Raw genomic sequence first — 24,476 nt, forward strand, 5'->3', positions numbered from 1 at the left:
GTTTTAATTTTGAATTATTATTCTACAACTAATGTTTCGTATTCTATAAACAGATCCTCTCCGTCTTCGTCTTCACCAATCCAAAATTTAAAAAGATAAGGACCTACTTTTTGTGGCGCAAAATTAAATTGTGCTGTAGCTTGTCCTTCTTCATCACTAAGATCAGTACAGTCAATATCTTCGTTTACAACGTTAATTACAGCAACTGTTCTAATTTCAGTTGAAATAGGTTCACCATCTACGTCATCTATATCTTCATTGGTTGCAACATAATAAATGTCGTCAAAAATATAACAAGATGTTGGTTTAATATAATCTATTGTTATTCTGTAGGTTTCTCCAAGAACTACTTGTTCCGGAACATCTGCTGATACGGTAGGTAAAAATTCGTATACATAATTTGAGTAATCGTCGTCATTAATACAAGAAGTAAGTGTTAATACGGCTACAAATAATAAAAGAAATTGTTTCATGAGTATCTATGTTTTTATTTATAGATGCAGATCGTTTCAAAAGGTTGCGTCTAAAAACGAAAAATCCCGAAATAAATCGGGATTTTAACTTGTGTTATTTTTTCTCAAAGCCTTAGTTTTGAGGTATACCTAAGAATAAATAAGTTAAAACTTATTCTCCTTCTGCTAAAACTATTGTTTCGTATTCTAAATATGTATCCTTACCGTTTTCGTCAAATCCAGCCCAGAATTTAAAAAGATATGGACCTGATTCAGTTTCAGAAAAATTGAATTCTGCAGTTGTTAGTTTTGGGTAATTTTCACTTTCATAGTCAGCACATTCATTATCTTGGTTCACTCTGTTAATTACAGAAATTGTTCTAATTTGAGTTAAAATAGGCTCACCATTTTCATTATCTATGACTTCAGTGCTTTTAAGAAAAGAAAGACTATCATAAGTATAACAAGATGATGGCTCTTCGTATGTTATAGTTATTAAGGTTTTTGTGTCAAACTTTATTTCTGCAGGAACGATTGCCGATGCTGTTGGTAAAAACTGGTCAGTGTAACTAAGGTTGTCGTCGTCATTATCGCAAGATGCTAAAGTTAATGCTGCTACGAATAATAAAAGTAATTTTTTCATGAGTTTATGAGTATAAGTATTTCTTTTTAGATGTAAAAGTTTTAGAAAGGTTGCGTGGGAAATCAAATAATCCCGATTAAATTCGGGATTATTTGATTTTAAGTTGAAATATAAATGTTATAACTTATTCTTTCATTTCTTTAATAGCAGCTTTTATTTTAAGTTCAAGCTCTTCAAATAATTCTGGATTATCTTTTATAATGATTTTTACAGCATCACGACCTTGTCCCAATTTAGTATCTTGATAGCTAAACCAAGATCCGCTTTTCTTAACAATTTCTAATTCTACAGCTAAATCTAAAATTTCCCCAACTTTAGAAATTCCTTGTCCGTACATAATGTCGAATTCTGCTATTTTAAATGGTGGAGCAACTTTGTTTTTAACCACTTTTACTTTGGTTTTGTTACCCATTACATTTCCATCCGAATCTTTAATTTGAGTAGATCTACGAATGTCTAAACGCACAGAAGCGTAGAATTTTAGAGCATTACCACCAGTTGTTGTTTCTGGGTTTCCAAACATTACTCCAATTTTTTCACGTAATTGGTTAATGAAAAACATTGTACAGTTGGTCTTGCTAATTGTACCTGTAAGTTTACGAAGAGCTTGGGACATTAAACGGGCGTGTAAACCCATTTTAGAATCTCCCATTTCGCCTTCAATTTCACTTTTTGGCGTTAATGCAGCAACCGAGTCAATAACTACAATGTCTATAGCTCCAGAACGTACTAAGTTTTCTGCAATTTCTAATGCTTGTTCACCGTGGTCTGGTTGAGAAATAATTAAATTATCTATGTCTACACCTAATTTAGCGGCATAAAATCTATCGAATGCATGCTCTGCATCAATAAACGCAGCAATACCTCCAGCTTTTTGTGCCTCGGCAATCGCATGCAATGTTAATGTGGTTTTACCAGAAGATTCTGGTCCGTATATTTCTATAACACGTCCTCTTGGGTATCCTCCAACGCCTAAAGCTAAATCTAAACCTAAAGATCCGCTTGATATAGCTTCAATATCTACCACTGCTTTATCACTCAATCTCATTACGGTACCTTTACCGTAAGTCTTGTCTAATTTATCTAAAGTTAGTTGTAGTGCTTTTAATTTTGCTTCCTTTTCCTTGCTCATTTAATTGTGTTTTTTTACTGAAATAAGAGTTGCTAAAATACTATTTCTTTGGTCATCTAACAATTTTATCACCTAACCTTTTTTTAGTTTTTCTATCTACTAATAAAGTAAGCAAAATTATTGAAAATTAAAAGAGAAGTTTAAGTTAAAAAGTAATAGTAGATTTCGGTAATTTAGATCTAAAGGAATTACAATGTGCTTTTTTTTGTTTAAAAAGTAGTGTTTTATCTAAAATCAGTACCTTTGCAAAAATATTTTTTAACCTTAAAACATTAGTATAGCATGCAACTGTACAATAAATTAAGTGCTAAAGAACGTGCGGAGTTAATCGAAAAAGCAGGAAAAGATCGATTAACACTTTCATTCTATCAGTACGCAAAAATTGAAAATCCTCAAACATTTAGAGACCAATTATTTATTGCCTGGAACGACTTAGACGTTTTAGGTAGAACTTACGTGGCTCACGAAGGTATAAACGGACAACTGTCCTTGCCAGCAGATCGCTTTAATGCGTTCAAAACCCATTTAGATACTATTTCATTTTTAAAAGATATCCGACTAAATATTGCTGTAGAGCAAGATAATATGTCGTTTTTAAAATTGAAAGTTAAAGTACGTGATAAAATTGTTGCCGATGGTTTAAACGACGATACTTTTGATGTTACCAATAAAGGGATGCACGTAGATGCTATTCAATTCAATGAATTAATAGACGACGAAAACACCATTCTTGTAGATATGAGAAATCATTACGAGAGTGAAATTGGGCATTTTAAAAATGCACGTCGTCCAGATGTAGATACCTTTAGAGAATCGTTACCTATAATAGAGCATGATTTAAAAGATTTTAAAGACGATAAAAAACTGGTGATGTATTGTACTGGTGGAATTCGATGTGAAAAAGCAAGTGCTTACTTTAAACACAAAGGCTTTAAAAATGTGTTTCAGTTAGAAGGCGGTATTATTGAATACACCAGACAGGTGAATGATGGCCAACTTGAAAATAAATTCATAGGAAAAAATTTCGTATTCGACGAACGGCGTTCAGAACGTATTACAGATGATGTTATAGCATGTTGTCACCAATGTGGAGAACCCGCAGATATGCATGAGAATTGTGCGAACGATGCGTGTCATTTGTTATTCATTCAATGTGAAAAATGTAAGATAGAAATGGACAACTGTTGTTCAACAACCTGTAAAGAGATCCATAGTTTGCCTTTCGAAGAACAAAAAGCATTACGTAAAGGACAAGGAAATAGTAACGATATCTTTAAAAAAGGACGTGCAGATCATTTGCCGTTTAAAAAAGATCTCAGAAATATTACCGAAAACTTCAACACGGATTCTACAAAAGATTAACCGATGCAACATATAGAATTAATGGCTCCGGCGGGAAATTTCGAATCCCTTCAGGCCGCATTAGACAATGGTGCAAACTCGGTGTATTTTGGTGTAGAACAATTAAATATGAGAGCGCGTGCTACGGTGAATTTTACGCTAGACGATCTTCCTGAAATAGCGAAACGTTGCGAATCTAAAAACGTAAGAACGTATTTAACGTTAAATACCATTATTTACGATCACGATTTATCTATAGTAAAAACACTTCTAAAACAAGCTAAAGCTGCAAATATAACTGCAGTTATTGCTATGGATCAGGCCGTTATAGCTATGGCGAGAGAGTTGGAGATTGAAGTTCATATTTCTACTCAAATTAACGTCACTAATATAGAGACGGTTAAATTTTATGCATTGTTTGCAGATACTATGGTGTTAAGTCGCGAGCTGAGTTTACGTCAGGTTAAGAACATTACAGAAGCTATTAAGAAGGAACAAATTAAAGGCCCTTCTGGGAATTTAGTTGAGGTTGAAATTTTTGGTCATGGTGCACTTTGTATGGCCGTTTCTGGAAAATGTTATTTGAGTTTACATTCGGCGAACTCTTCGGCCAATCGTGGTGCTTGTAAACAAAATTGCAGAAAAAAATATACGGTTGTAGATCAGGAAACTGGTTTCGAAATGGAATTGGATAACGAATACATCATGTCTCCGAAAGATTTATGTACTATAGATTTCTTAGATGAAATTGTAGATGCAGGAATCAAAGTTTTAAAAATTGAAGGTCGTGGTAGAGCGCCAGAATATGTTGCGAAAGTTATAAAATGTTATCGCGATGCTATCGATAGTATTTCAGAAGGCACTTACGATAAGGAAAAAGTGATTGGTTGGATGCAAGAGCTTGAAAAAGTTTATAATCGCGGATTCTGGAGTGGGTATTATTTAGGTCAGAAGTTAGGAGAATGGAGTACAGGTTCTGGTTCGCACGCTACACAAAAGAAAGTGTATTTAGGAAAAGGCACACATTTTTATCCGCAAGCACAAATAGGTGAATTTAAAATTGAAGCCTTCGATGTTGCTGTAGGTGATACCATTTTAATTACAGGTCCAACAACTGGAGCTCAAGAAATGCAAGTGGAAGACCTTATGGTGAATGATTTAAAATCTGATAAAGGAACCAAAGGAGATCTGGTAACCATGCCTTTAAAATTTAGAATTCGACCATCCGATAAGTTATATAAAATTGTTGAAAATAAAGTCGAAGCATAATGGTTATAATCTCGTTGCAACGCAATAAATGCATTGGTTGTAATTATTGTGTAGAAATGGCGCCTCTGCAATTCCAGATGTCTAAAAAAGACGGAAAAACGGTGTTGTTACACGGTCAGGAAAAGAAAGGTTTTTTTACATTAAAAAGTAATGATTACTCAATTTTAGAGGCCTGTGAAAATGCTTCAAAAGCATGTCCGGTAAACATTATAAATGTTAAAAATAATTGATAAAGTAGATTAAATTATGAAGTTAAATTGAATTAAAATTTCTTTTTTTCAAGTCTTTAGAATAATCATATCTTTACAATCCAAAGTGAGTGTTAGGTTTATCCTTCTTGCCTTTGGTTGAGGTTTTAAAAATTGAAACTTCATTTTACTAATTTTCTTCTGTTAATCCTTGATTATCAGAATCTATATATACATAAATTTATGGCTTGTGAAAGTTGTTCAACAGGGAAAGACGGCCAACCTAAAGGCTGCAAGAGTAATGGAACATGCGGAACGGATAGTTGTAATAAACTAACGGTATTCGATTGGCTAGCCAATATGTCGCTTCCAAATGGTGAAGCGCCTTTTGATTGGATTGAAGTGCGTTTTAAAAACGGACGAAAAGAATACTATAAAAATATCGAAAATTTAACGCTAAGTATTGGTGATATTGTCGCTACTCAAGCAGCAAATGGCCACGATATTGGTATGGTTACCCTTACCGGAGAATTGGTGAGAGTACAAATGAAACGAAAAAAAATCCCTCAAGATGGAGAGATTTTAAAAATATACAGAAAAGCATCGCAACGCGATATAGATATTTGGTCTGAAGCTCGAGATAAAGAAGAGCCTATGAAAGTTAGAGCGCGACAATTCGCAATCGATTTAAAACTTCATATGAAGATTTCGGATATCGAATACCAAGGAGATGCTAGTAAAGCCACCTTTTATTATACTGCCGAAGAACGTGTAGATTTCAGAGAATTAATTAAAGTTTTTGCACGCGAATTTAGAACCCGTATCGAAATGAAACAAGTTGGTTTCCGTCAGGAAGCATCTCGTTTAGGAGGTATAGGATCTTGTGGGCGTGAGTTGTGTTGTTCTACATGGTTAACAGATTTTAGATCGGTAAGTACATCTGCTGCCAGATATCAGCAATTATCATTAAATCCACAGAAATTAGCAGGACAATGTGGGAAGCTAAAATGTTGTTTAAATTACGAACTAGACACATATTTAGATGCGTTAAAAGAATTTCCTAAAACCGAAGTTAAACTTAAGACTGAAAAAGGTACTGCTGTTTGTCAGAAAACAGATATTTTTAAAGGTCATATGTGGTATGCTTACGAAGGTGAATGGATGAATTGGCACAAAATTACTATAGAACAAGCCAAAGAAATTATTGCATTAAATAAGAAAAATGAACCTGTTGCGAGTTTAGAAGAGTATGCAGTAGATTTATTAGAAGATACTAAAGTAGAGTTCGAGAACGTTGTAGGGCAAGATAGTTTAACACGTTTCGATCAGCCTAAAAAGTCTAAGAGAAAAAGAACTAATAAAAACACAAATATCACCAATACTAACGCTGATACTAATACTAGCGACACCGCTGTTGTAACTAAGCCTACAACAAAAAGACCTGTTAGAAGAAAACCAGCAAACCCGAATCAAAACCCAAACGCGAAGGCAAAACCGAATCCTAACCCTAATGCAAAACCAAAACCAAATCCAAATGCTGCAGAGGGAGAAGTAAAGCCAAAAAGCAATAGAAATAACCGAAACAGAAGTAAGAGAAAACCTCAAAATAAACAGAATCAAAATCCGAACGCTAAGCCAAATCCAAACCAGAATCCTAATCAGAAACCAAAACCGGATACAGATGCCCAAAAATAGTTCGATTTTATTTTTTTTAAGTATGTTTTTGGTGTTCTCCGCTTGCGATTCTAACCAGGTATTCGATGCTTATAAATCGGTTCCTGGTGCTTGGAATAAAGAGGATGTGGTTCAGTTTAATTTTACCCCTCCAGATACTACAAACGCTTATAATTTATTCTTAAATATTAGAAATAACGAGGCTTATAAATACAGCAATTTATTTTTAATAGTAGATGTGGAATTTCCGCATGGGAAAACAGTAACCGATACTTTAGAGTATAAAATGGCTCAACCTAATGGTGAATTTTTAGGTGAAGGATTCGGTAGTATAAAAGAAAATAAATTGTGGTATAAAGAAGGTTTCATTTTAAATGAATCTGGAAATTATACTGTTAATATACAACAGGCCATGAGAGAAAGTGGCAAAGTAAATGGTGTAACAAACCTAGACGGCATTACAGATGTTGGATTCAGAATAGAAAAACCATCAACACATTAAAACTATGGCAAAAAAGAAACAACCGGTTAAAAAGCAAAGCTACGGTACATATATTCGTTGGTTTTGGGTTCTTTTCCTTACAGGCGTTATCGCTGTTGTTTTGCTGTTTTTATCAGCTTCAGTATTTGGGGATTTACCCGATCACACGGTGTTAGAAAACCCTAAAACAAATCTGGCAACAGAAATTATTTCTTCAGACGGGAAGACTTTAGGTAAATTTTATTTTAATGACAACCGTACGCCTGTTGCTTATGAAGCATTGCCTCAGCACTTGGTCGATGCCTTAATAGCTACCGAGGATGCTCGATTTTTTGAACATTCAGGTATCGATGCTCGTGGGACACTAAGAGCTGTGGTAAATATGGGGCAAAGTGGTGGTGGTAGTACCATTTCTCAACAATTAGCCAAAAAATTATTTCATGGTGAAGGTTCTAGAAACATTGTGGAACGTATTGGGCAAAAAATAAAAGAATGGATTATTGCCATCCGTTTAGAGCGCCAATATACTAAAGAAGAAATTATAGCTCAGTATTTTAATATTTACGACTTTTTAAATAATGCCGATGGTATTAAAAGTGCGGCGAGTATTTATTTTAATAAACAACCTAACGAGCTAGATTTAAAAGAATCTGCTATGCTTGTTGGAATGTTTAAAAACTCTGCATTATATAATCCGAGAACGAATGTAGAAGGTGTTACAAATCGTAGAAATGTGGTTTTATTACAAATGAGTAAATATGGGTATATCACAGAGCGTATTAAAGATTCTTTACAGCAAACAGATTTAGGTTTAAACTACACGCCAGAATCGCATCGTGAAGGTATTGCAACATATTTTAGAGAGTATTTAAAGAAGTTTATGAAAGAATGGATTGATAATAATCCAAAAGCAGATGGCACAAAATACAACTTGTATAGTGATGGATTAAAAGTGTACACGACTATAGATTCGCGTATGCAACAATATGCCGAGGATGCAGTACAAAGCCATATGATAAACTTACAGGCCGAGTTTGATATTCAGAATACTCCAGAAAGAAATCCAACAACACCATTTTTAGGTCTAAATGATGAGGAAATAGATGGCTTAATGAACCGCTCTATGCGTCAGTCTGAACGTTGGCGAAAAATGAAACGCGATTCTAAAAAATCTGACGAAGAAATTATTGAGTCGTTTAATGTCGCTATTCCAATGACAGTATTTTCATGGAAAGGTGAAATCGATACGATTATGAAACCTATAGATTCCATGCGTTACTACAAGAAGTTTTTACATCCAGGCATGATGTCTATGGATCCTATAACAGGGCATGTAAAAGCATGGGTAGGAGGAATGAATTATCGTCATTTTCAATACGATCACGTAAAGCAAGGAAAGCGTCAAGTTGGGTCTACATTTAAACCTTTCGTGTATGCAACAGCTATAGATCAGTTACATTTATCGCCATGCGACGAATTTCCAGATGTACCTTATTGTATCGAAGAAGGACGTTGGGGTAATATAAAAGATTGGTGTCCGGAAAATTCTGGACTTACATATGGAGGTTCAAGAACACTTAAAAATGCTTTAGCAAATTCTGTAAATACCATTACTGCACGTTTAATGGATAAAGTAGGACCTGCACATGTTATAGATATGGCTCATAAATTAGGAGTAACTACCGAAATTCCAGAAGTACCTTCTATAGCCTTAGGAACCGTAGATTTAAGTGTTTTCGAAATGGTGGCAGCTTATGCTACATTTGCAAACCAAGGCGTATATACAGAGCCTGTAATGGTGACTAATATCGAAGATAAAAATAACACGATTTTATATCAGTTTACACCTAAAACAAAAGATGTTTTAAGTGAGGAGGTTGCTTATGTTACCGTGAAACTTTTAGAAGGTGTTACCGAAGGAGGTTCAGGTGCACGTTTAAGAACTCAAGGTGCAGAAAAATGGAATGCGATGTATCGCGAAATCATGACGGGATATCCTTACCAATTAACAAATCCAATAGCAGGTAAAACAGGAACGACACAAAACCAGAGTGATGGTTGGTTTATGGGAATGGTGCCTAATTTAGTTACAGGAGTTTGGGTTGGTGCAGAAGATAGAGCTGTACACTTTAAAACCATTACTTATGGTCAAGGAGCTTCTATGGCATTACCGATTTGGGGATCGTATATGAAAAGTTGTTATGAAGATAAAGATTTAGATATATCGACAGCTGCTTTTCAGGAGCCTGAAGAATTAACCATTCGTGTAGATTGTTATGATGATTCAAGTTCTTCTGCAAACGATGATAAAACACCAAATCAGGACGTTCCAGCAGATTTAGATTTTTAATTTAGTATTTCGAATATATTAAAACACAGCCACCTTCAAATTTACTGAAGGTGGCTGTGTTTTGTTTTAGTATCTTTGATATCAGTAATTTATAAAAACATACAATTATGGAACGCAAAAATTACGATACAGTTACAGAAGCCATGACCGACCTTAAAAAGTTAGGTTATACCATTGATTTTTCAATCTTATCAGATAAAGAATGTCTGATTTGTCATTTAACTTCAACCGTTTTATCTCCAGATGATTTTGAAATAGATCATTTTTATCGATTCGAAGGAGATAGCGACCCAGGAGACGAAATGATTGTTTATGCCATTTCGTCTAATAAAGATAATTTAAAAGGAATTGTTGTAAACGCTTATGGAATTTATGCAGATAATGCATCTTCGGCAATAGTAAAAAAATTAAATACGCATCCAAATAAATAAAAATATAGATAACTAATATTGAGAATGTTTAACATTGTTTTTAATTGATTTAAGCGCTTTAGACGAAAATCACGAAGATCTTGTCTTTAAGATAAAAAAATCCATTTAAAACTGTTGTTGCGGTTTTAAATGGATTTTTTTGCTAATTTCTTGCAACCAAGTCGGATTTATTAGATTTCAGATAAACGACACTTAGAAGCTATTATTTTTATAATTCTAGAATCATGAAATAATTTAATGCATACATATTAAGGAAACATGTTTAAAATAAAAAAGGTGAACGTTAGTTCACCTTTTTTGCCCCAAATCTACCATGAACTTAACCTACTTATGTTATGGTTCTGCCAAATTAGAATATTTTTACAATATCATATAATCTTTTAGATAAAGTGCATTAAAATTAGATAAAACGTAATTTTGTAGTGCTTAAACTACGAAATTCGCATCTAAGAAATTGTTAATAAGCACGTTGGTTATTCCCTTCAAAGAAATTGATATATGCTCTGTTTACTACGCGATTACCTCCTGGTGTTGGGTAATTTCCTGTAAAATACCAGTCTCCTAAATTCTTAGGACACGCCTTATTTAAATTTTCGACACTTTGGAAAATAGTATGCACTTCTGCATTTATAGTGTCGTCAGAAATAAGTACTGCAATCTTTGTCGATATCTCATCATCTGTAAACTGATCGTATAATTCTTTTACAAAATTCTTAACTTTAGTATCTTTTAAATCTACTTGAGCTTTACATTTATTATATACCTCTTCAACTAAATGGTATTTATTATGGTCTTCAAGTAAGCTTAGCATGGCTCTAAAAGCAACTAACGCTTCCAGTTTTGCCATATCGATACCGTAACAATCTGGATAACGAATTTGTGGTGCAGACGATACAACAACTATACGTTTAGGGTGCAAACGGTCTAGCATTCTAATAATACTTTTCTTAAGTGTTGTACCACGAACAATACTATCGTCTATAATAACAATGTTATCTGTGTTTTTAACTACGCCATAAGTAACATCGTAAACGTGTTCTACTAAATCGTCACGGCTACTGTCTTCTGTAATAAACGTACGAAGTTTAGCATCTTTAATCGCAATTTTTTCAATTCTAGGACGCTCTTTTAGTATCTCGGTAACTTGCTCTTCAGATAAGTTTTCTCCTTCAATTATCGCTTTTGTTTTTCTCTTATTTAAGAAATCTTCAACAGATTCTATCATTCCATAAAATGAAGATTCTGCTGTATTTGGAATATAAGAGAATACTGAGTTTTTGGTATCGTAATTAATAGTTTCAAGAACTTTAGGCATTAATAATTTACCTAATGTTTTACGCTCTTGGTATATTTCTGCATCACTTCCTCTAGAGAAATAAATACGTTCGAAAGAACATGCTTTACGTTCTGTAGGTTCTAAAATCTTTTCAATTTTAACTTCTCCGGATTTTTTTGTGATGATGGCATGACCAGGATCAAGTTCTTTAACTTTATCAAAATCTACATTAAACACAGTTTGGATTACAGGACGTTCTGAAGCGACTACAACAACCTCGTCGTCTTGGTAATAATATGCGGGTCTTATCCCTGCTGGATCACGAAATACAAAAGAATCTCCATGACCTAACATTCCAGCCATAGCGTAACCTCCATCGAAGTTTTTTCCTGCTCTTTTTAGAATTTTACCTAGGTTTAAACGTTCTGCAATTAATGGAGAACATTCTGTTTTAGAATAGCCTTCAGCTTTTAATTGTTTGTATTTTTTTGCCACAGAATCGTCTAAAAAATGACCGATTTTTTCCATTATTGTAATGGTGTCTGCTTTTTCTTTTGGATGTTGTCCGATGCGAATTAAATTGTCGAATAACTCATTAACATTAGTCATGTTAAAGTTACCAGCAAGAATTAAGTTTCTGTGCATCCAGTTGTTCTGTCTTAAAAAAGGGTGAACACTTTCTACACTGTTTTTTCCGAAAGTACCATAACGTACATGACCTAAAAGTACTTCGCCTACATAAGGAATGTGTCTTTTCTGAAGCGCCACATCATCATTGTATTCTGGATGGTCTGTTAATTCTTGATTTATTCTTTCGTTAATTTGAGCGAATATATCTTGAATAGGTTGTTGAGCATTAGACCGTACTCTGCTTATATAGCGTTCGCCAGGCTGAGTGTCTAATTTAATACTTGCAAAACCAGCACCATCTTGACCGCGATTGTGTTGTTTTTCCATCATTAGATACATTTTATTTACGCCATAAAATGCAGTACCATATTTTTCTTTATAGTATTCTAATGGTTTTAAAAGTCTTATGAGTGCTATACCGCATTCATGTTTTAAAGCATCGCTCATTGTATATATTATAAAATTAATTAAAAAACGCGCTTTTAGAAAGCGCGCGTTTTTTTATGATAAATCTATATTGAATGTTGTTAACTCCTTAAACTGTTGCAGTCGGAGGTTTAGTTCTTCGGTTGTGACTTTTTGTAAACGTTCTGTTCCAAATTCTTCAACACAAAACGAGGCTAAAGCCGAACCATATATAATGGCTGTTTTCATGTTTGAAAATGTATAATCACCAGAATTTGCTAGAAAACCTGCAAATCCTCCTGCAAAAGTATCTCCAGCTCCTGTTGGGTCGAATACACTTTTTAATGGTAATGCAGGTGCAGAGAAAATGTCGTCTTTATGAAATAATAAAGCCCCGTGTTCTCCTTTTTTAATGACTACAAATTGTGGTCCTAATTTAAATATTTTTTGAGCAGCATTAACTAAAGAATATTCTCCAGTTAATTGTCTTGCTTCTTCGTCGTTAATGGTAAGTACATCTACTCTAGCAATTACTTTGTGTAAATCTTCTAAAGCGTTATCCATCCAGAAATCCATAGTATCTAAGATTGCTAATTTTGGCTTAGTCGTCATTTGATCTAAAACACCAAGTTGAACTAAAGGATGTAAATTTCCTAGCATTACAACTTCAGCAGTTTTATATGCTTCAGGAACAATCGGATTAAAATCTGCGAGTACATTTAATTCGGTTATTAAAGTGTCTCTAGTATTCATATCGTAATGATAACGGCCACTCCAAAAGAATGTTTTTCCGTCTTTTACGATTTCAAGACCTGAAATATCGATGTTTCTATTAGATAATAATTCTAGATAGTCTTGTGGGAAATCGTTTCCTACTACAGAAACGACAGCGCTATCTACATTAAACTGCGAGGCAGATAATCCTATGTAAGTGGCAGCGCCACCAAGAATTTTATCAGTTTTTCCAAATGGGGTTTCAATAGCATCAAAAGCTACGGTCCCAACGATTACTAATTGGCTCATAAAGAGGTGTCAAATTTTTTGGCAAATATAGTTTTTCTGTACGAATACTTGTTATTTATTCATCTTAAAATAAATCCAATTTATGTACTAAACCATAGTTGATTATCATTATTTTCTTCCAAAATCTGCAGGGATTTCTCCCCAGGCTTTGGTTTCCCATTTCACTATTGTCGTTATATAGTCGTTATTTTTTAGCCAACTTACGGCACGATCTATTAAATCGAATACATCTTTGTTTTTATCGGTACGTTCTAGTTTGGTATTGCAATTTTTCTTTTTAACCCAACTTATAGCTGTTTTAGAATCTGTATATATTAATAGAGTGCTATTGTTTTTTTTGAGTAAAGCCAAGCCATGGACAATAGCTAGAAATTCACCAATATTATTTGTGCCTTGCTGAAAAGGGCCTTGAATAAATAGCTGTCTTTTAGATTTAGTCTCCACGCCACGGTATTCCATTATACCAGGATTTCCACTTGAAGCGGCATCTACAGCAATAGAATTATAATTAGGCTGACCAATTTTTTTTAATTGTTCAGTAGTTAATCCACTTGTAAAGGATTTGTTTCCTATAAAATCTTTAGGATTACTATTTAATGCGTGTTTTGCGGCAGCTAATGTTGGAAAAGATTTATAAACGGCGCTTGGGTAATCTTTAGTTTGCGCTTTACACGCATTCCAAGTTTCGTAAACTCCTGGTTTATGTCCTTTCCAAACGGTATAGTATTTCTTCTTTTTTGACATCTAATTTTGCTAAAACCTGTATTTATTTTAATAATTCTTCAACTACTTTTGGAAAATGTTCCATTTCTAATTTATGAATTTTAGCTGCAACATCTTTAGCTGTATCTGTTTTTAAGACTGGACATGTTGCTTGAAAAATGGTTGCGCCTTCATCATAATTTTCATTTACATAATGTATTGTAATACCTGTTTCCGTCTCTTTATTTTCGACCACTGCTTCATGAACAGACATTCCATACATCCCTTTTCCTCCAAATTTTGGTAGTAAAGCAGGATGTACATTAATTACTTTATTAGGATAGGCATTTAGGATGGATTCCGGGAATTTCCACAAGAAACCAGCTAAAACAATAAGGTCTGGATTTACACTTTCTAAAATGTTTAAAACGGTGTTAGTTTTTGAAAATGCCACTCTATTAAATGACAGGGCGCTTACATCTAAGGTTTTACATCTGTCTAGTACTTTGGCATGAGGATTGTTAGTTAAAACCAGGATTACTGAAGCATCAGATTTTGTTTTAAAGTATTTTATTAAGTTTTCAGCATTCGATCCTGATCCAGAAGCGAAAATTACAATACGTTTCATGTGTTATGTTTTTTTGTTTAAAAAGCATTAAAAGCGCTGTAAACACTGTATGTTAGTCCTTAAAACGGCTTTGATTTTTTGATGAAAAAATAATAATACTTAATACTTTTCGTGCAAAATTAAATTACTTCAGTTTAAATTTGTTAATTTACATTCACTATTTTCAAACTAAAAGCGTGTTTTAAAATAAAGTTTTTTATTTTTGCACCTTATTTAAAACTTAAAATTAAAGATTATGTCAGACATTGCATCAAGAGTAAAAGCGATTATCGTAGACAAATTAGGTGTTGATGAGAACGAAGTTGTAACTGAAGCTAGCTTCACGAACGACCTAGGAGCAGATTCATTAGACACTGTAGAATTGATTATGGAATTCGAAAAGGAATTCGATATTCAAATTCCAGATGATCAAGCAGAAAACATTGCAACAGTTGGTCAAGCTATATCATACATAGAAGCTGCAAAATAAGGAAAAGATTTTTATGGAACTAAAGCGAGTAGTAGTTACAGGTTTAGGAGCACTAACACCCATAGGGAATACCAAAGATGAATATTGGGAAGCTCTAATTAGTGGTAAAAGTGGTGCTGCTCCTATAACATATTTTGATACTGAGAAGTTCAAAACTAAATTCGCTTGCGAATTAAAAAACTTTAATCCTACCGATTTTCTTGACAGAAAAGAGGCTCGTAAAATGGATCGATTTACCCAGTATGCTATGGTAGCTTCAGACGAAGCTATAATAGATTCTAAGTTAGATTTAGATACCATAAACAAATTACGAGTAGGTGTGATTTGGGGTGCGGGAATTGGTGGTTTAGAAACATTCCAAAACGAAGTTTTAAACTTTGCGGCAGGCGATGGTTCACCAAGATTCAACCCATTTTTTATACCTAAAATGATTGCAGATATAGCACCAGGTAACATATCTATTAAACATGGATTTATGGGGCCTAACTATACTACAGTTTCAGCTTGTGCATCTTCTGCAAATGCTATGATAGACGCTCTAAACTATATTCGTTTAGGTCAATGCGACGTCATTGTAACAGGAGGTAGTGAAGCTGCCGTAACTATTGCAGGAATGGGTGGTTTTAATGCCATGCATGCTTTATCGACCAGAAATGAAAGTCCAGAAACAGCATCTAGACCTTTTGACGCAACCCGAGATGGTTTTGTGTTGGGAGAAGGTGCAGGGGCAATTATTCTTGAAGAATATGAGCATGCAAAAGCAAGAGGCGCTAAAATTTATGCAGAAGTTATGGGTGGAGGAATGTCATCAGATGCATATCATATGACGGCACCACATCCAGAAGGTATAGGCGTTATGGCTGTAATGCGCAATTGTTTAGAAAATTCAGGTTTAAAACCAGAAGATGTAGACCATATTAATACACATGGAACTTCTACACCTCTTGGTGATGTAGCCGAATTAAAAGCAATTACTGAAGTTTTTGGCGCGCACGCTAAAAATATCAACATTAATTCAACAAAATCTATGACGGGTCACTTGTTAGGTGCGGCTGGTGCTATAGAATCTATTGCTGCTATTTTAGCAATGGAATATGGTATTGTTCCGCCAACAATTAACCATGAGGTTTTTGATGAAAACATTGACTCAGAGTTAAATTTAACACTTAACGTAGCGCAAAAACGCGATGTTAAAGTGGTTATGAGTAATACCTTTGGATTTGGCGGTCACAACGCCTGTGTATTATTCAGAAAATTAGAAGATTAAATTCGAATGAAAAACATTCGTAACATATTAAATTCCCGTTTTAAAAATAACGGGAATTTTTTTGTTTCTCTTACCAAAATTTTAGGTTTCAAACCTAAAAAGGAAAGCTATTACAAGACCGCTTTCACCCATCGCTCTATGAATATTAGAGACCCGAAGGGAAATGCCATTAATTACGAACGTTTAGAGTTTTTAGGAGATGCCATGCTTGGCTCTGTAATTGCTTCTTACTTATATACAGAAGCTCCTGCAGGCGATGAAGGTTATCTTACCAAAATGCGTTCTAAGATTGTTAGCCGAGAGCATTTAAATGAACTTGGTCGAGATTTGCTTTTAATAGATTTAATTGAAAGTAAAATTCCAAAAGGCCAATTTGGCGATAATATCCATGGTAATTTATTCGAAGCCTTAATAGGTGCTATTTATTTAGATCGTGGTTTTAAATATTGCGAAAAATTTATTTACAAACGTATAATTATTCCTTTTGTTGATATTGAACAGCTTGAAGGTAAGGTAATAAGCTATAAAAGTTTACTTATAGAGTGGTGCCAGAAAGAAAAGAAAACTTTTGAATATAATGTGTACGACGACACAGGGAATGATGATATTAGACATTTTGCTGTAAAATTAGCTATAGATAAAAAAGTGGTTGCAAAAGCCAGAGCAACGTCTAAAAAGAAAGCAGAAGAAAAAGCATCAAAACGTGCATTTTTTGTGTTTCAGAATCAAATTTCGAAAATTAACTAGTAGTACTACATACGCTTGTGTTTTTTTTAAAAATTCGCGTAAACTAAAACGTTTTCGTAAAAATATAACACTAAGTTAAGCTAAAAGGTAATTTATTAATGCTTATAAATGTTATCTTTACATATATAAAGTAACAATTATGGCCATTCATAAACTTAATCTTGAGGACTTTTTAGAAGACGTCGATTATATTTTAATTGCCATACACAGCAGATTAGAAGATTATAGATTGGCTTATTATTTAAATAAAAATTTAGAATTAAGCCTTACGAGAAGAGAACAAGATATCGATTATAAGTATTTTTCGGCTGCTTATTCCATTTTTGAATGGAAGGACGATTCAAATTTAATTACATATAATTTGGTGTCCAATATATGTAAACGTGAAGAGGATAGCTTACACAGCTCTGGTTCGTTGTTTACAAATGAAGAAAAAATTATAAAGTCTTATAACTTAATTCCTGAGTTAAAAACTGTAGATTATTTAATGAAGATTACGAAAGAAGACTTGCAAATAAGTGAACAATTAATAGTAAATAGAATCCAGCAAATACCTCAAGTTATTACAACATACACGGTAAATGTGGATCAGATAAAATCTAAAGACAATTTAATTTTTAATTAATGTTGAAAAGAAAGAAAACCAAAATAGTGGCCACCTTAGGGCCAGCGACGAGCACAAAAGAAGTTCTAAAAGGTATGTTAGACGAAGGTGTCGATGTATTTAGAATTAATTTTTCTCATGCTGATTATGCAGATGTTACGGAGCGTATTAAAATGATTCGTGAACTGAATGATGAATTCGGTTATAATGCTGCAATACTAGGAGATTTACAAGGTCCAAAGCTTCGTGTAGGAGTAATGAAAGATGATGTTTTTGTAAACCCTGGAGACGAGATAATCTTTGCTACTGGCGAAAGATTTGAAGGAACCAAGGATCGTGTTTACATGACCTATAAACAATTTCCACAAGATGCTAAGCCAGGAGAACGAATTCTTCTTGATGATGGTAAATTACTTTTTGAAGTTATATCTAGTAACAATGTAGACGAGGTAACTGCTAGAGTAATTCAAGGAGGTCCTCTAAAATCTAAAAAAGGTGTAAACCTTCCCAATACTAATATCTCTCAGCCAGCGCTTACAGAGAAAGATATAGAAGATGCAATATTTGCATGTTCTTTACAGGTAGATTGGATGGCATTATCTTTTGTGCGTCATGCAGAAGATTTAATGCAACTTCAAGAGCTTATTAAAGAGCATAGTGCAGAAAAAATTCCAATTATTGCAAAAATAGAAAAACCTGAGGCTGTAGAGAATATCGATAAAATTGTTGCGTATTGCGATGGTTTAATGGTTGCTCGTGGTGATTTAGGTGTAGAAATTCCTGCAGAAGAAGTACCGTTAATTCAAAAGCAATTAGTACTATGTGCTAAAAAAGCTAGAATTCCTGTAATTATTGCAACACAGATGATGGAGACTATGATCGATAGTTTAACTCCAACGCGTGCAGAAGTTAACGATGTTGCCAATTCTGTAATGGATGGTGCAGATGCGGTTATGCTTTCGGGAGAAACATCTGTAGGTAAATATCCAGTTCAGGTTATTAAACAAATGTCGAATATTATTAAGAGTGTAGAAGATTCACCACTTATTAAAGTGCCACAATCTCCACCACATATTCGTACGAAACGTTATATTACAAAATCGATTTGTTTTCATGCTGCTAACATGGCAAACGAAATTAACGCACAAGCTATTTCTACATTAACAAATAGTGGTTATACAGCGTTCCAAATTTCAGCTTGGAGACCATCAGCTCATATTTTAGTATTCACATCTAACAGACGTATCTTAACACAATTAAATCTATTATGGGGTGTTAAGGCATTTTATTACGATAAATTTGTAAGTACAGATGAAACTATAGAAGATGTAAACAGATTAGCTTGTGAAAAAGGATATTTAGAAGAAGGTAATATGCTGATTAGTTTAGCGGCTATGCCTATTCAAGATAAAGGAATGGTAAACACATTACGTGTAACAGAAATTTCATACAAGTCTTAATTTATAATTTACTAAAATTATAATATTTAAAAAGCCTGATTAACATTTGTTAATCAGGCTTTTTTATTGACTTAAGTTCTAATTAAAAGCATTGCTTAGAAATTTTACTTTAGCTAGTTTTTAAAAGATTTCTCTAGAAAAGTCCGATGTAAAAAGCATCATTTCCAGTTTGTAAAGTAGCACCTTTAGTAAATCCATTAGCACTAGCATCTGTTGGATCGAAAATATAGATGTTTCCTGTTCCTCCAAGTGGAGTTAAAGCCATATATAATTCGCCTTCAATTACACTAGCCCATTGGTATTGTCTTAACCAAAGTGACTCAGAAATATTCATTTTAACGGCTGTCTTATTGTATACATCTACACGAACAACATACCAGTAAGAGCTTGCACTATCACCTTCGTCGGTATTTAAAACTGGCACGTAACCAATTCCATTTCCAACATAAAACCATCCTGTATTCGCTTCTGCAGCGTGGCCTAATGCGTCTTTAATATTAAATGCTCCATAAGACTCATCATATTCGCCATTGTCTAATCTTAAAATAGTTGCATCACCAGAAGTTACTAGTTGGTAAATATCTCCTTTTTCGTCTGTATGTGCAACAGGTGTTCTGTAACCGTTAGTAGAACCAGCGACACCATCGATATCTGTTCTTAATGTTGTAGGATTTCCTAAAGTAGAATAATCTACTACTAAAGTTTCTGCATCTTCATAAACCATAGTGTCATTTTCGCCTGTTAACGCATTGTAATGTCTCTTGGCAGCCCCATAGTATAATTTTCCATTAGAAAGAACTGGAGCGTCAATACGGAATACATTAATACCTTGAGAAGCTTCTGCTTCATTCCAAGGGAATTCAAATGTATTGTTAGTTTCAACAATCATTGTATTCAGGTTGATTAAAGCTAAGGTTACTGTTGATTTTGTTCTTAAGTACACTGGACTTTCAGCGTTAGGATCGTCATAAACATTTTCTGTAACTACATTTTGAATCGAAGCATAGTCTTCGTTAATCTTTGTCCAACGCGGATATGCAGTTCCCATTACAGCTTGTACATCTGTATTCGAAATTAGAGAATAGTTTTGTCCGCTTATGTAATTGTATTTAGCAATGTCTCCACCACCGTAATTTAAATTATAAAGTGTTAGTCCATCGTCTGAAGTATATAAACGAGCTGTTCTTGTAGAAGGTACTTCAAAACCATAATTATTATAACTAAACGTTGTATTTGGATCTTGCATTTGTGTTATTGTTACCCCTTGCGAGTACGTTGTAGAGTCATCAGTAGAGCCGACACCTAAAACTAAATGATAAGGACGTTCTGCTGATGGGTCTGGAGGAGCAATATTGTCGTCGTTACTGTCGCTACAAGAAAATATACTAAGTGCCAATGCTGATGCAAAAGTTAGTTTTAATATTGATTTAATGTTAGTATTCATAAAATTGATTTTTAAATGATTCATTTTTTAAAATATATTATATGTTAGTTTACCGTAGTAACCTCGGCCAGGTTTTTGTAATGCGTAATTATCGAATATTTGATTGTCGAAAACATTTCGAATATCAAAGCTTACTGTTAATTTGTTTTTAGGAAAAGTATAAGCAAAACCTAAATCGGTGTTCACTTGAGTTGGGATTACTGTTTTCCCATAACCACCTAAATTAGAACCGTGTCTGAAAAAGTCATGTACATAAAGTACATTAGCATAGCATGAAAAAAGAGAGCCCTTTTGTATCAGATCAATTTTCTTATATTTCAGGTTATAATTCATTGTGAAATAAGGCGTATTTGCAAGCCTTTCATAAGTGTCTGGTGTAATTGGTTTACCTTCTATATCGTAAGTTACGGTATAATCTCTAGCATCAAAATAAGATAGATTTCCGTTAAAGAATAATTTATTATCGAAGTCATATTTTAATTCAAAATCGAATCCTGTTGTAAATATTTTTCCGATGTTTTCGTTTCCAAAAAACTCTTCGTCATTTCCTACGGGAAATTGCATTATAAGGTCTTTTGTATCGCGAATAAAGGCGTTAGTCGATATTCCAAAATTGTGTTTTTGAAGACGTAAATCTGTAAATGCTATTCCTAAATTATAGTTATTACTGTATTCTGGTTTTAGACTTGGCGACGGGTTTACATTAATGGCTACATTTCCGTAAACCTCGTCTGCTGTAGGAAGTCTTACCGCTTTCTCGGCAGAACCAAAAACACTAAAAGATGTTGTGAAAGCATAAGATGCCGCTCCACCATAACCAAGATCGTCTGAATTTACTTTGTATTCATTAACAACTATAGTCGAATTCGAATTATTTCCACTACGTTCTCTAATTTTCGTAACTCTATCCATGTGATAACTTTTTACAAAAACAGTCGTTTTAAGTCTGTTGTCAAAAGCCTCATTTTCATAAGAAAGTGCTAAAATGTTTTTCATATACTTACGCTCCTCTTTCAATTCATTTTCTATGGCAGGAAGCATAGGGTCGTCTGATTCTCTATTAAATGTATTCAGCAAATAATTAAACTGAACTTTGTTATTTTCATTTATATTATAAGCAATATTCGTTCTGTTATTTATTGTTTGATCTTTATCTTGTTGTAATGTCGGAACACCAGCTTCTGCACCTGAAGCCCATTCGTCTGGATCTCCATAATAATAAGTTGGATACCCTAACCAACTGTATTGCGTTGCAATTGTATCTATCGTTTTTCTATTTAACTCAGAAAATGAAGCAAACACACTTAAGTCTAAGTTTTTAACGATGTCCTCTTTTGCATAATCCACATTAAACATCTGAGTTTGTTGTTCGTAATGTCTATTTCCATAAACAATTTCCATGGTAGCACCTGTTTGGACTTGGTCGTCTAAATTAGATAATAGACCGCCAACCATAAATTTATCGGCCCATTTTACATCGGTAAGCCCAACATCTGCCTTAATTCCTTGCGATCTATATCGATCATGAAAACGCTTTGCTTTAATATAGACATCTGGTGCCCCAGGCTCTAAGGTTACCGCAACTTGGTCTCCCCAAACATGATAATCATTGTCTGAATAATTTATAAAAGCAGATGCTCTTACTGTTAAACCATTTTTTTCGTTTCTGAATCCACCATTTACATCGGCACGATAGGTTCCAAATGATCCGGCTGAAGCAGAAACCGATAGTTGGTCGTTCATATCCTGATTTAAAATTACATTTATAGCACCTCCCATAGCATCGTCCGATAGATGCGCTGGAACCACTCCTTTATAAACTTCAATACGTTTAATCATTGAAGACGGGATGCTATTTAATGAGAAAGAAGGTCCGAAATTTCCAATAGGCACACCATCGATAAAGATTTTTACCGAGTTTCCAGACATTCCATTTAAGTTATAGCTTGCTTGAGATCCCATTCCTCCGGACTGTCTTACACGTACTCCTGCACTTTGATCTAACAAATCGTTTACCTGTATAGATTGTAATTTAACATCCTGTGTTTCTATAACATTAGCAGCAAATCCTTTTTCTTCAATTTTTTGCTGAGTTGTTTTCGATTTTACTAAAACTTCTGCTAAATCTTGGTATTCAGCAATTTTGAGTATTGTTTTTTGAATGTCGTCTTTAGAATTATGTACAACGTCTATTGTTGTTGAATTTGCATTTAAAGAGTGGATTTGGATTTTGTAAGACCCATAAGGAATTTTTTTAAAGGTATAATCACCATTAATATCGGTAAAGGTTTCTTTGTGAATTTGATTTCCTGTTAAAACAATCTGTGCGGCAAGAACAGGTTCGTTAGTATCGAAAACAACATGACCTTTTAAATCTCCTTGCTGCGCAAAAGCAAAACAACTAAGTAAAAAAAGTAAAACAGTAAGGTGTCCTTTTGTTAAGACCATTAGTATAAATTTTAACGCAAAATTAACCTTATTTAGACTTAGTACAAATAAAAATAGAAGAATTGAGAATATTTTTAAAAGGACACTTTTTTTGTAAATTTTATTTAATCAGAATCATTCTAAATTAGTAATTTCATAAATGAAGTCGGTAATTACTGAGAATTGTTAATTTTAATTGTAAGATTAAATTAGAATTATAATGATTTGAAGATGGATTAGCTTAAAATTAAATCTAAATTTAAAACTGAAATTTTAATTGTGCACTCACACTCTTCTGTTCCGGTTTCTTGTTAGGTTTTTCTGTATTTAAATTTGAAATAGAAATCCCTAGTAAGCGGACAGAGTTGGTTAATTCTTCCTGAATTAATAGAGACTTTACCGTGTCCATAATTAAATCAGCATCGCTAATAAAATAATGTAAGGTTTTGCTTCGTGTTTGTAAGGTGAAATCGCTATATTTAATTTTAAGCGTTATAGTTTTGCCTGCAACCTTACTTGTTTTTAATCGTTTAGAAACTTCTTTGGCGATGAGTTCTAACTTTTCAAGCATGAAAATTTCACTAGATAAGTTTTCGTTAAACGTACGTTCGGCTGCAAGTGATTTTCTAATCCGGTTAGGTTTAACTTCACTATTGTGAATCCCACGAACCACATAGTAATAGTATCGGCCAGATTTTCCGAAGTGAGAATCTAAATATTCAATGGTTTTTAATTTTAAGTCCTTTCCTGTGTAAATTCCTAATTGATACATTTTTTCGGCAGTGACTTTACCTACACCATAAAATTTTCTGATATCTAAATCTTCTAAAAAGATTAAGACATCTTCAGGGTTAACTGTTTTTTGTCCGTTAGGTTTATTGTAATCACTGGCAACTTTTGCAATAAATTTATTAATAGAAATTCCGGCAGAAGCTGTTAATCCCACTTCATTTAAAATCCGACTTCTAATCTCTTCTGCAATAAGAGAAGCACTCGGATTACCTTTTTTATTTACAGTAACATCCAAATAAGCTTCATCTAGTGAAAGTGGCTCAACCAAATCTGTATAATCGAAAAATATTTTTCGAATCTTTTTAGAGATTTCTTTATAGCGATCAAATCTAGGTTTTACAAAAATTAATTCTGGACAATTACGTTTGGCTTGGACTCCGCTCATGGCGCTTTTTACACCAAATTTCCGAGCTTCATAACTTGCAGCACTAACAACACCACGAATTTCACTTCCGCCAACAGCAATAGCTTTTCCTTTAAGTTCAGGGAAATCCATTTGTTCTACAGAAGCATAAAATGCATCCATATCGACATGAATTATTTTTCTTAGAGGAAAATCTGACTCCATAATTTAGTGTAGCAATGCTATGGTTTATTGCGTTGTGTTTTGTATACTATTACACAAATTTATAATAACTTTA

Annotated in this window: 22 protein-coding genes; 12 read left to right on the forward strand and 10 right to left on the reverse strand. The window is 33.8% G+C overall.

Annotated elements, in window-relative coordinates; genetic code table 11:
• Positions 1 to 17: 17 nt before the first annotated feature.
• The 3 genes from R6X41_RS09490 to recA all read right to left on the reverse strand — a co-directional run bounded on the left by R6X41_RS09490 (position 18) and on the right by recA (position 2,227).
• Positions 18 to 473, reverse strand: a complete 456-nt coding sequence (locus tag R6X41_RS09490; RefSeq protein ID WP_318499639.1) for a hypothetical protein — start codon at positions 471 to 473, stop codon at positions 18 to 20.
• 151 nt (positions 474 to 624) lie between these two features.
• The gene (locus R6X41_RS09495; protein ID WP_318499640.1) at positions 625 to 1,095 is read right to left on the reverse strand and encodes a hypothetical protein; all 471 of its coding nucleotides are present in this window, start codon (positions 1,093 to 1,095) and stop codon (positions 625 to 627) included.
• 124 nt (positions 1,096 to 1,219) lie between these two features.
• A complete protein-coding gene (gene recA, locus R6X41_RS09500; protein WP_318499642.1) occupies positions 1,220 to 2,227 on the reverse strand; it encodes a recombinase RecA in 1,008 nt (335 codons plus the stop codon).
• A gap of 282 nt (positions 2,228 to 2,509) precedes the next feature.
• Between recA and trhO the strand changes: the two genes are divergently transcribed.
• The 7 genes from trhO to R6X41_RS09535 all read left to right on the forward strand — a co-directional run bounded on the left by trhO (position 2,510) and on the right by R6X41_RS09535 (position 9,961).
• Positions 2,510 to 3,589 carry an oxygen-dependent tRNA uridine(34) hydroxylase TrhO gene (gene trhO / locus R6X41_RS09505; RefSeq protein WP_318499644.1) on the forward strand — a complete coding sequence of 360 codons (1,080 nt, stop codon included), beginning with the start codon at positions 2,510 to 2,512 and terminating at the stop codon, positions 3,587 to 3,589.
• A gap of 3 nt (positions 3,590 to 3,592) precedes the next feature.
• The gene (locus R6X41_RS09510; protein WP_318499646.1) at positions 3,593 to 4,837 is read left to right on the forward strand and encodes a peptidase U32 family protein; all 1,245 of its coding nucleotides are present in this window, start codon (positions 3,593 to 3,595) and stop codon (positions 4,835 to 4,837) included.
• The gene (locus R6X41_RS09515; protein ID WP_318499648.1) at positions 4,837 to 5,067 is read left to right on the forward strand and encodes a ferredoxin; all 231 of its coding nucleotides are present in this window, start codon (positions 4,837 to 4,839) and stop codon (positions 5,065 to 5,067) included. The genes R6X41_RS09510 and R6X41_RS09515 overlap by 1 nt, the downstream gene beginning before the upstream one ends.
• Positions 5,068 to 5,268: 201 nt before the next feature.
• Positions 5,269 to 6,720 carry a PSP1 domain-containing protein gene (locus tag R6X41_RS09520; RefSeq protein WP_318499649.1) on the forward strand — a complete coding sequence of 484 codons (1,452 nt, stop codon included), beginning with the start codon at positions 5,269 to 5,271 and terminating at the stop codon, positions 6,718 to 6,720.
• Complete coding sequence (locus R6X41_RS09525) at positions 6,707 to 7,201, forward strand: gliding motility lipoprotein GldH (RefSeq protein ID WP_318499651.1); 495 nt, start codon at positions 6,707 to 6,709, stop codon at positions 7,199 to 7,201. The genes R6X41_RS09520 and R6X41_RS09525 overlap by 14 nt, the downstream gene beginning before the upstream one ends.
• Positions 7,202 to 7,205: 4 nt before the next feature.
• Positions 7,206 to 9,530, forward strand: coding sequence for a penicillin-binding protein 1A (locus R6X41_RS09530; RefSeq protein ID WP_318499653.1), 2,325 nt, complete (start codon positions 7,206 to 7,208; stop codon positions 9,528 to 9,530).
• A 107-nt stretch (positions 9,531 to 9,637) separates the two neighbouring features.
• The gene (locus R6X41_RS09535) at positions 9,638 to 9,961 is read left to right on the forward strand and encodes a phosphoribosylpyrophosphate synthetase (protein WP_318499655.1); all 324 of its coding nucleotides are present in this window, start codon (positions 9,638 to 9,640) and stop codon (positions 9,959 to 9,961) included.
• 457 nt (positions 9,962 to 10,418) lie between these two features.
• Here R6X41_RS09535 and R6X41_RS09540 read toward each other — a convergent pair whose 3' ends face one another.
• The 4 genes from R6X41_RS09540 to purN form a co-directional block, all read right to left on the reverse strand.
• Positions 10,419 to 12,314 carry an amidophosphoribosyltransferase gene (locus R6X41_RS09540; RefSeq protein ID WP_318499657.1) on the reverse strand — a complete coding sequence of 632 codons (1,896 nt, stop codon included), beginning with the start codon at positions 12,312 to 12,314 and terminating at the stop codon, positions 10,419 to 10,421.
• A 54-nt stretch (positions 12,315 to 12,368) separates the two neighbouring features.
• Positions 12,369 to 13,295 (reverse strand): PfkB family carbohydrate kinase, encoded by a 927-nt coding sequence (locus R6X41_RS09545; RefSeq protein WP_318499658.1) that lies wholly within the window; start codon positions 13,293 to 13,295, stop codon positions 12,369 to 12,371.
• Positions 13,296 to 13,403: 108 nt separating this feature from the next.
• Entirely contained in the window at positions 13,404 to 14,039 is a 636-nt protein-coding gene (locus R6X41_RS09550) for a ribonuclease H1 domain-containing protein (RefSeq protein ID WP_318499660.1), read from the reverse strand.
• A gap of 22 nt (positions 14,040 to 14,061) precedes the next feature.
• Positions 14,062 to 14,625, reverse strand: a complete 564-nt coding sequence (gene purN, locus R6X41_RS09555; RefSeq protein WP_318499662.1) for a phosphoribosylglycinamide formyltransferase — start codon at positions 14,623 to 14,625, stop codon at positions 14,062 to 14,064.
• Between the two features lie 235 nt (positions 14,626 to 14,860).
• Here purN and R6X41_RS09560 point away from each other — a divergent pair, with 235 nt between their 5' ends.
• From R6X41_RS09560 to pyk, 5 genes are all read left to right on the forward strand, one after another.
• Positions 14,861 to 15,094 (forward strand): acyl carrier protein, encoded by a 234-nt coding sequence (locus R6X41_RS09560; RefSeq protein ID WP_007647141.1) that lies wholly within the window; start codon positions 14,861 to 14,863, stop codon positions 15,092 to 15,094.
• 13 nt (positions 15,095 to 15,107) lie between these two features.
• Positions 15,108 to 16,361: a beta-ketoacyl-ACP synthase II gene (fabF, locus tag R6X41_RS09565; protein ID WP_318499694.1), complete on the forward strand. Its 1,254-nt coding sequence runs from the start codon at positions 15,108 to 15,110 to the stop codon at positions 16,359 to 16,361.
• A gap of 6 nt (positions 16,362 to 16,367) precedes the next feature.
• A complete protein-coding gene (gene rnc, locus R6X41_RS09570) occupies positions 16,368 to 17,108 on the forward strand; it encodes a ribonuclease III (RefSeq protein WP_318499698.1) in 741 nt (246 codons plus the stop codon).
• A gap of 139 nt (positions 17,109 to 17,247) precedes the next feature.
• Positions 17,248 to 17,733, forward strand: a complete 486-nt coding sequence (locus R6X41_RS09575; protein ID WP_318499700.1) for an IPExxxVDY family protein — start codon at positions 17,248 to 17,250, stop codon at positions 17,731 to 17,733.
• Positions 17,733 to 19,172 carry a pyruvate kinase gene (pyk, locus tag R6X41_RS09580; RefSeq protein ID WP_318499702.1) on the forward strand — a complete coding sequence of 480 codons (1,440 nt, stop codon included), beginning with the start codon at positions 17,733 to 17,735 and terminating at the stop codon, positions 19,170 to 19,172. Before R6X41_RS09575 ends, pyk begins: the two co-directional genes overlap by 1 nt.
• A gap of 133 nt (positions 19,173 to 19,305) precedes the next feature.
• On the opposite strand, the gene R6X41_RS09585 is transcribed toward pyk, so the two are convergent.
• The 3 genes from R6X41_RS09585 to dinB all read right to left on the reverse strand — a co-directional run bounded on the left by R6X41_RS09585 (position 19,306) and on the right by dinB (position 24,403).
• Complete coding sequence (locus tag R6X41_RS09585; protein ID WP_318499704.1) at positions 19,306 to 20,616, reverse strand: hypothetical protein; 1,311 nt, start codon at positions 20,614 to 20,616, stop codon at positions 19,306 to 19,308.
• 27 nt (positions 20,617 to 20,643) lie between these two features.
• A complete protein-coding gene (locus tag R6X41_RS09590) occupies positions 20,644 to 23,064 on the reverse strand; it encodes a TonB-dependent receptor (RefSeq protein WP_318499706.1) in 2,421 nt (806 codons plus the stop codon).
• Between the two features lie 238 nt (positions 23,065 to 23,302).
• Positions 23,303 to 24,403, reverse strand: coding sequence for a DNA polymerase IV (gene dinB, locus R6X41_RS09595; protein WP_318499708.1), 1,101 nt, complete (start codon positions 24,401 to 24,403; stop codon positions 23,303 to 23,305).
• Positions 24,404 to 24,476: the final 73 nt, after the last annotated feature.

This window comes from Formosa sejongensis, from assembly GCF_033447105.1.
GTDB lineage: Bacteria > Bacteroidota > Bacteroidia > Flavobacteriales > Flavobacteriaceae > Formosa.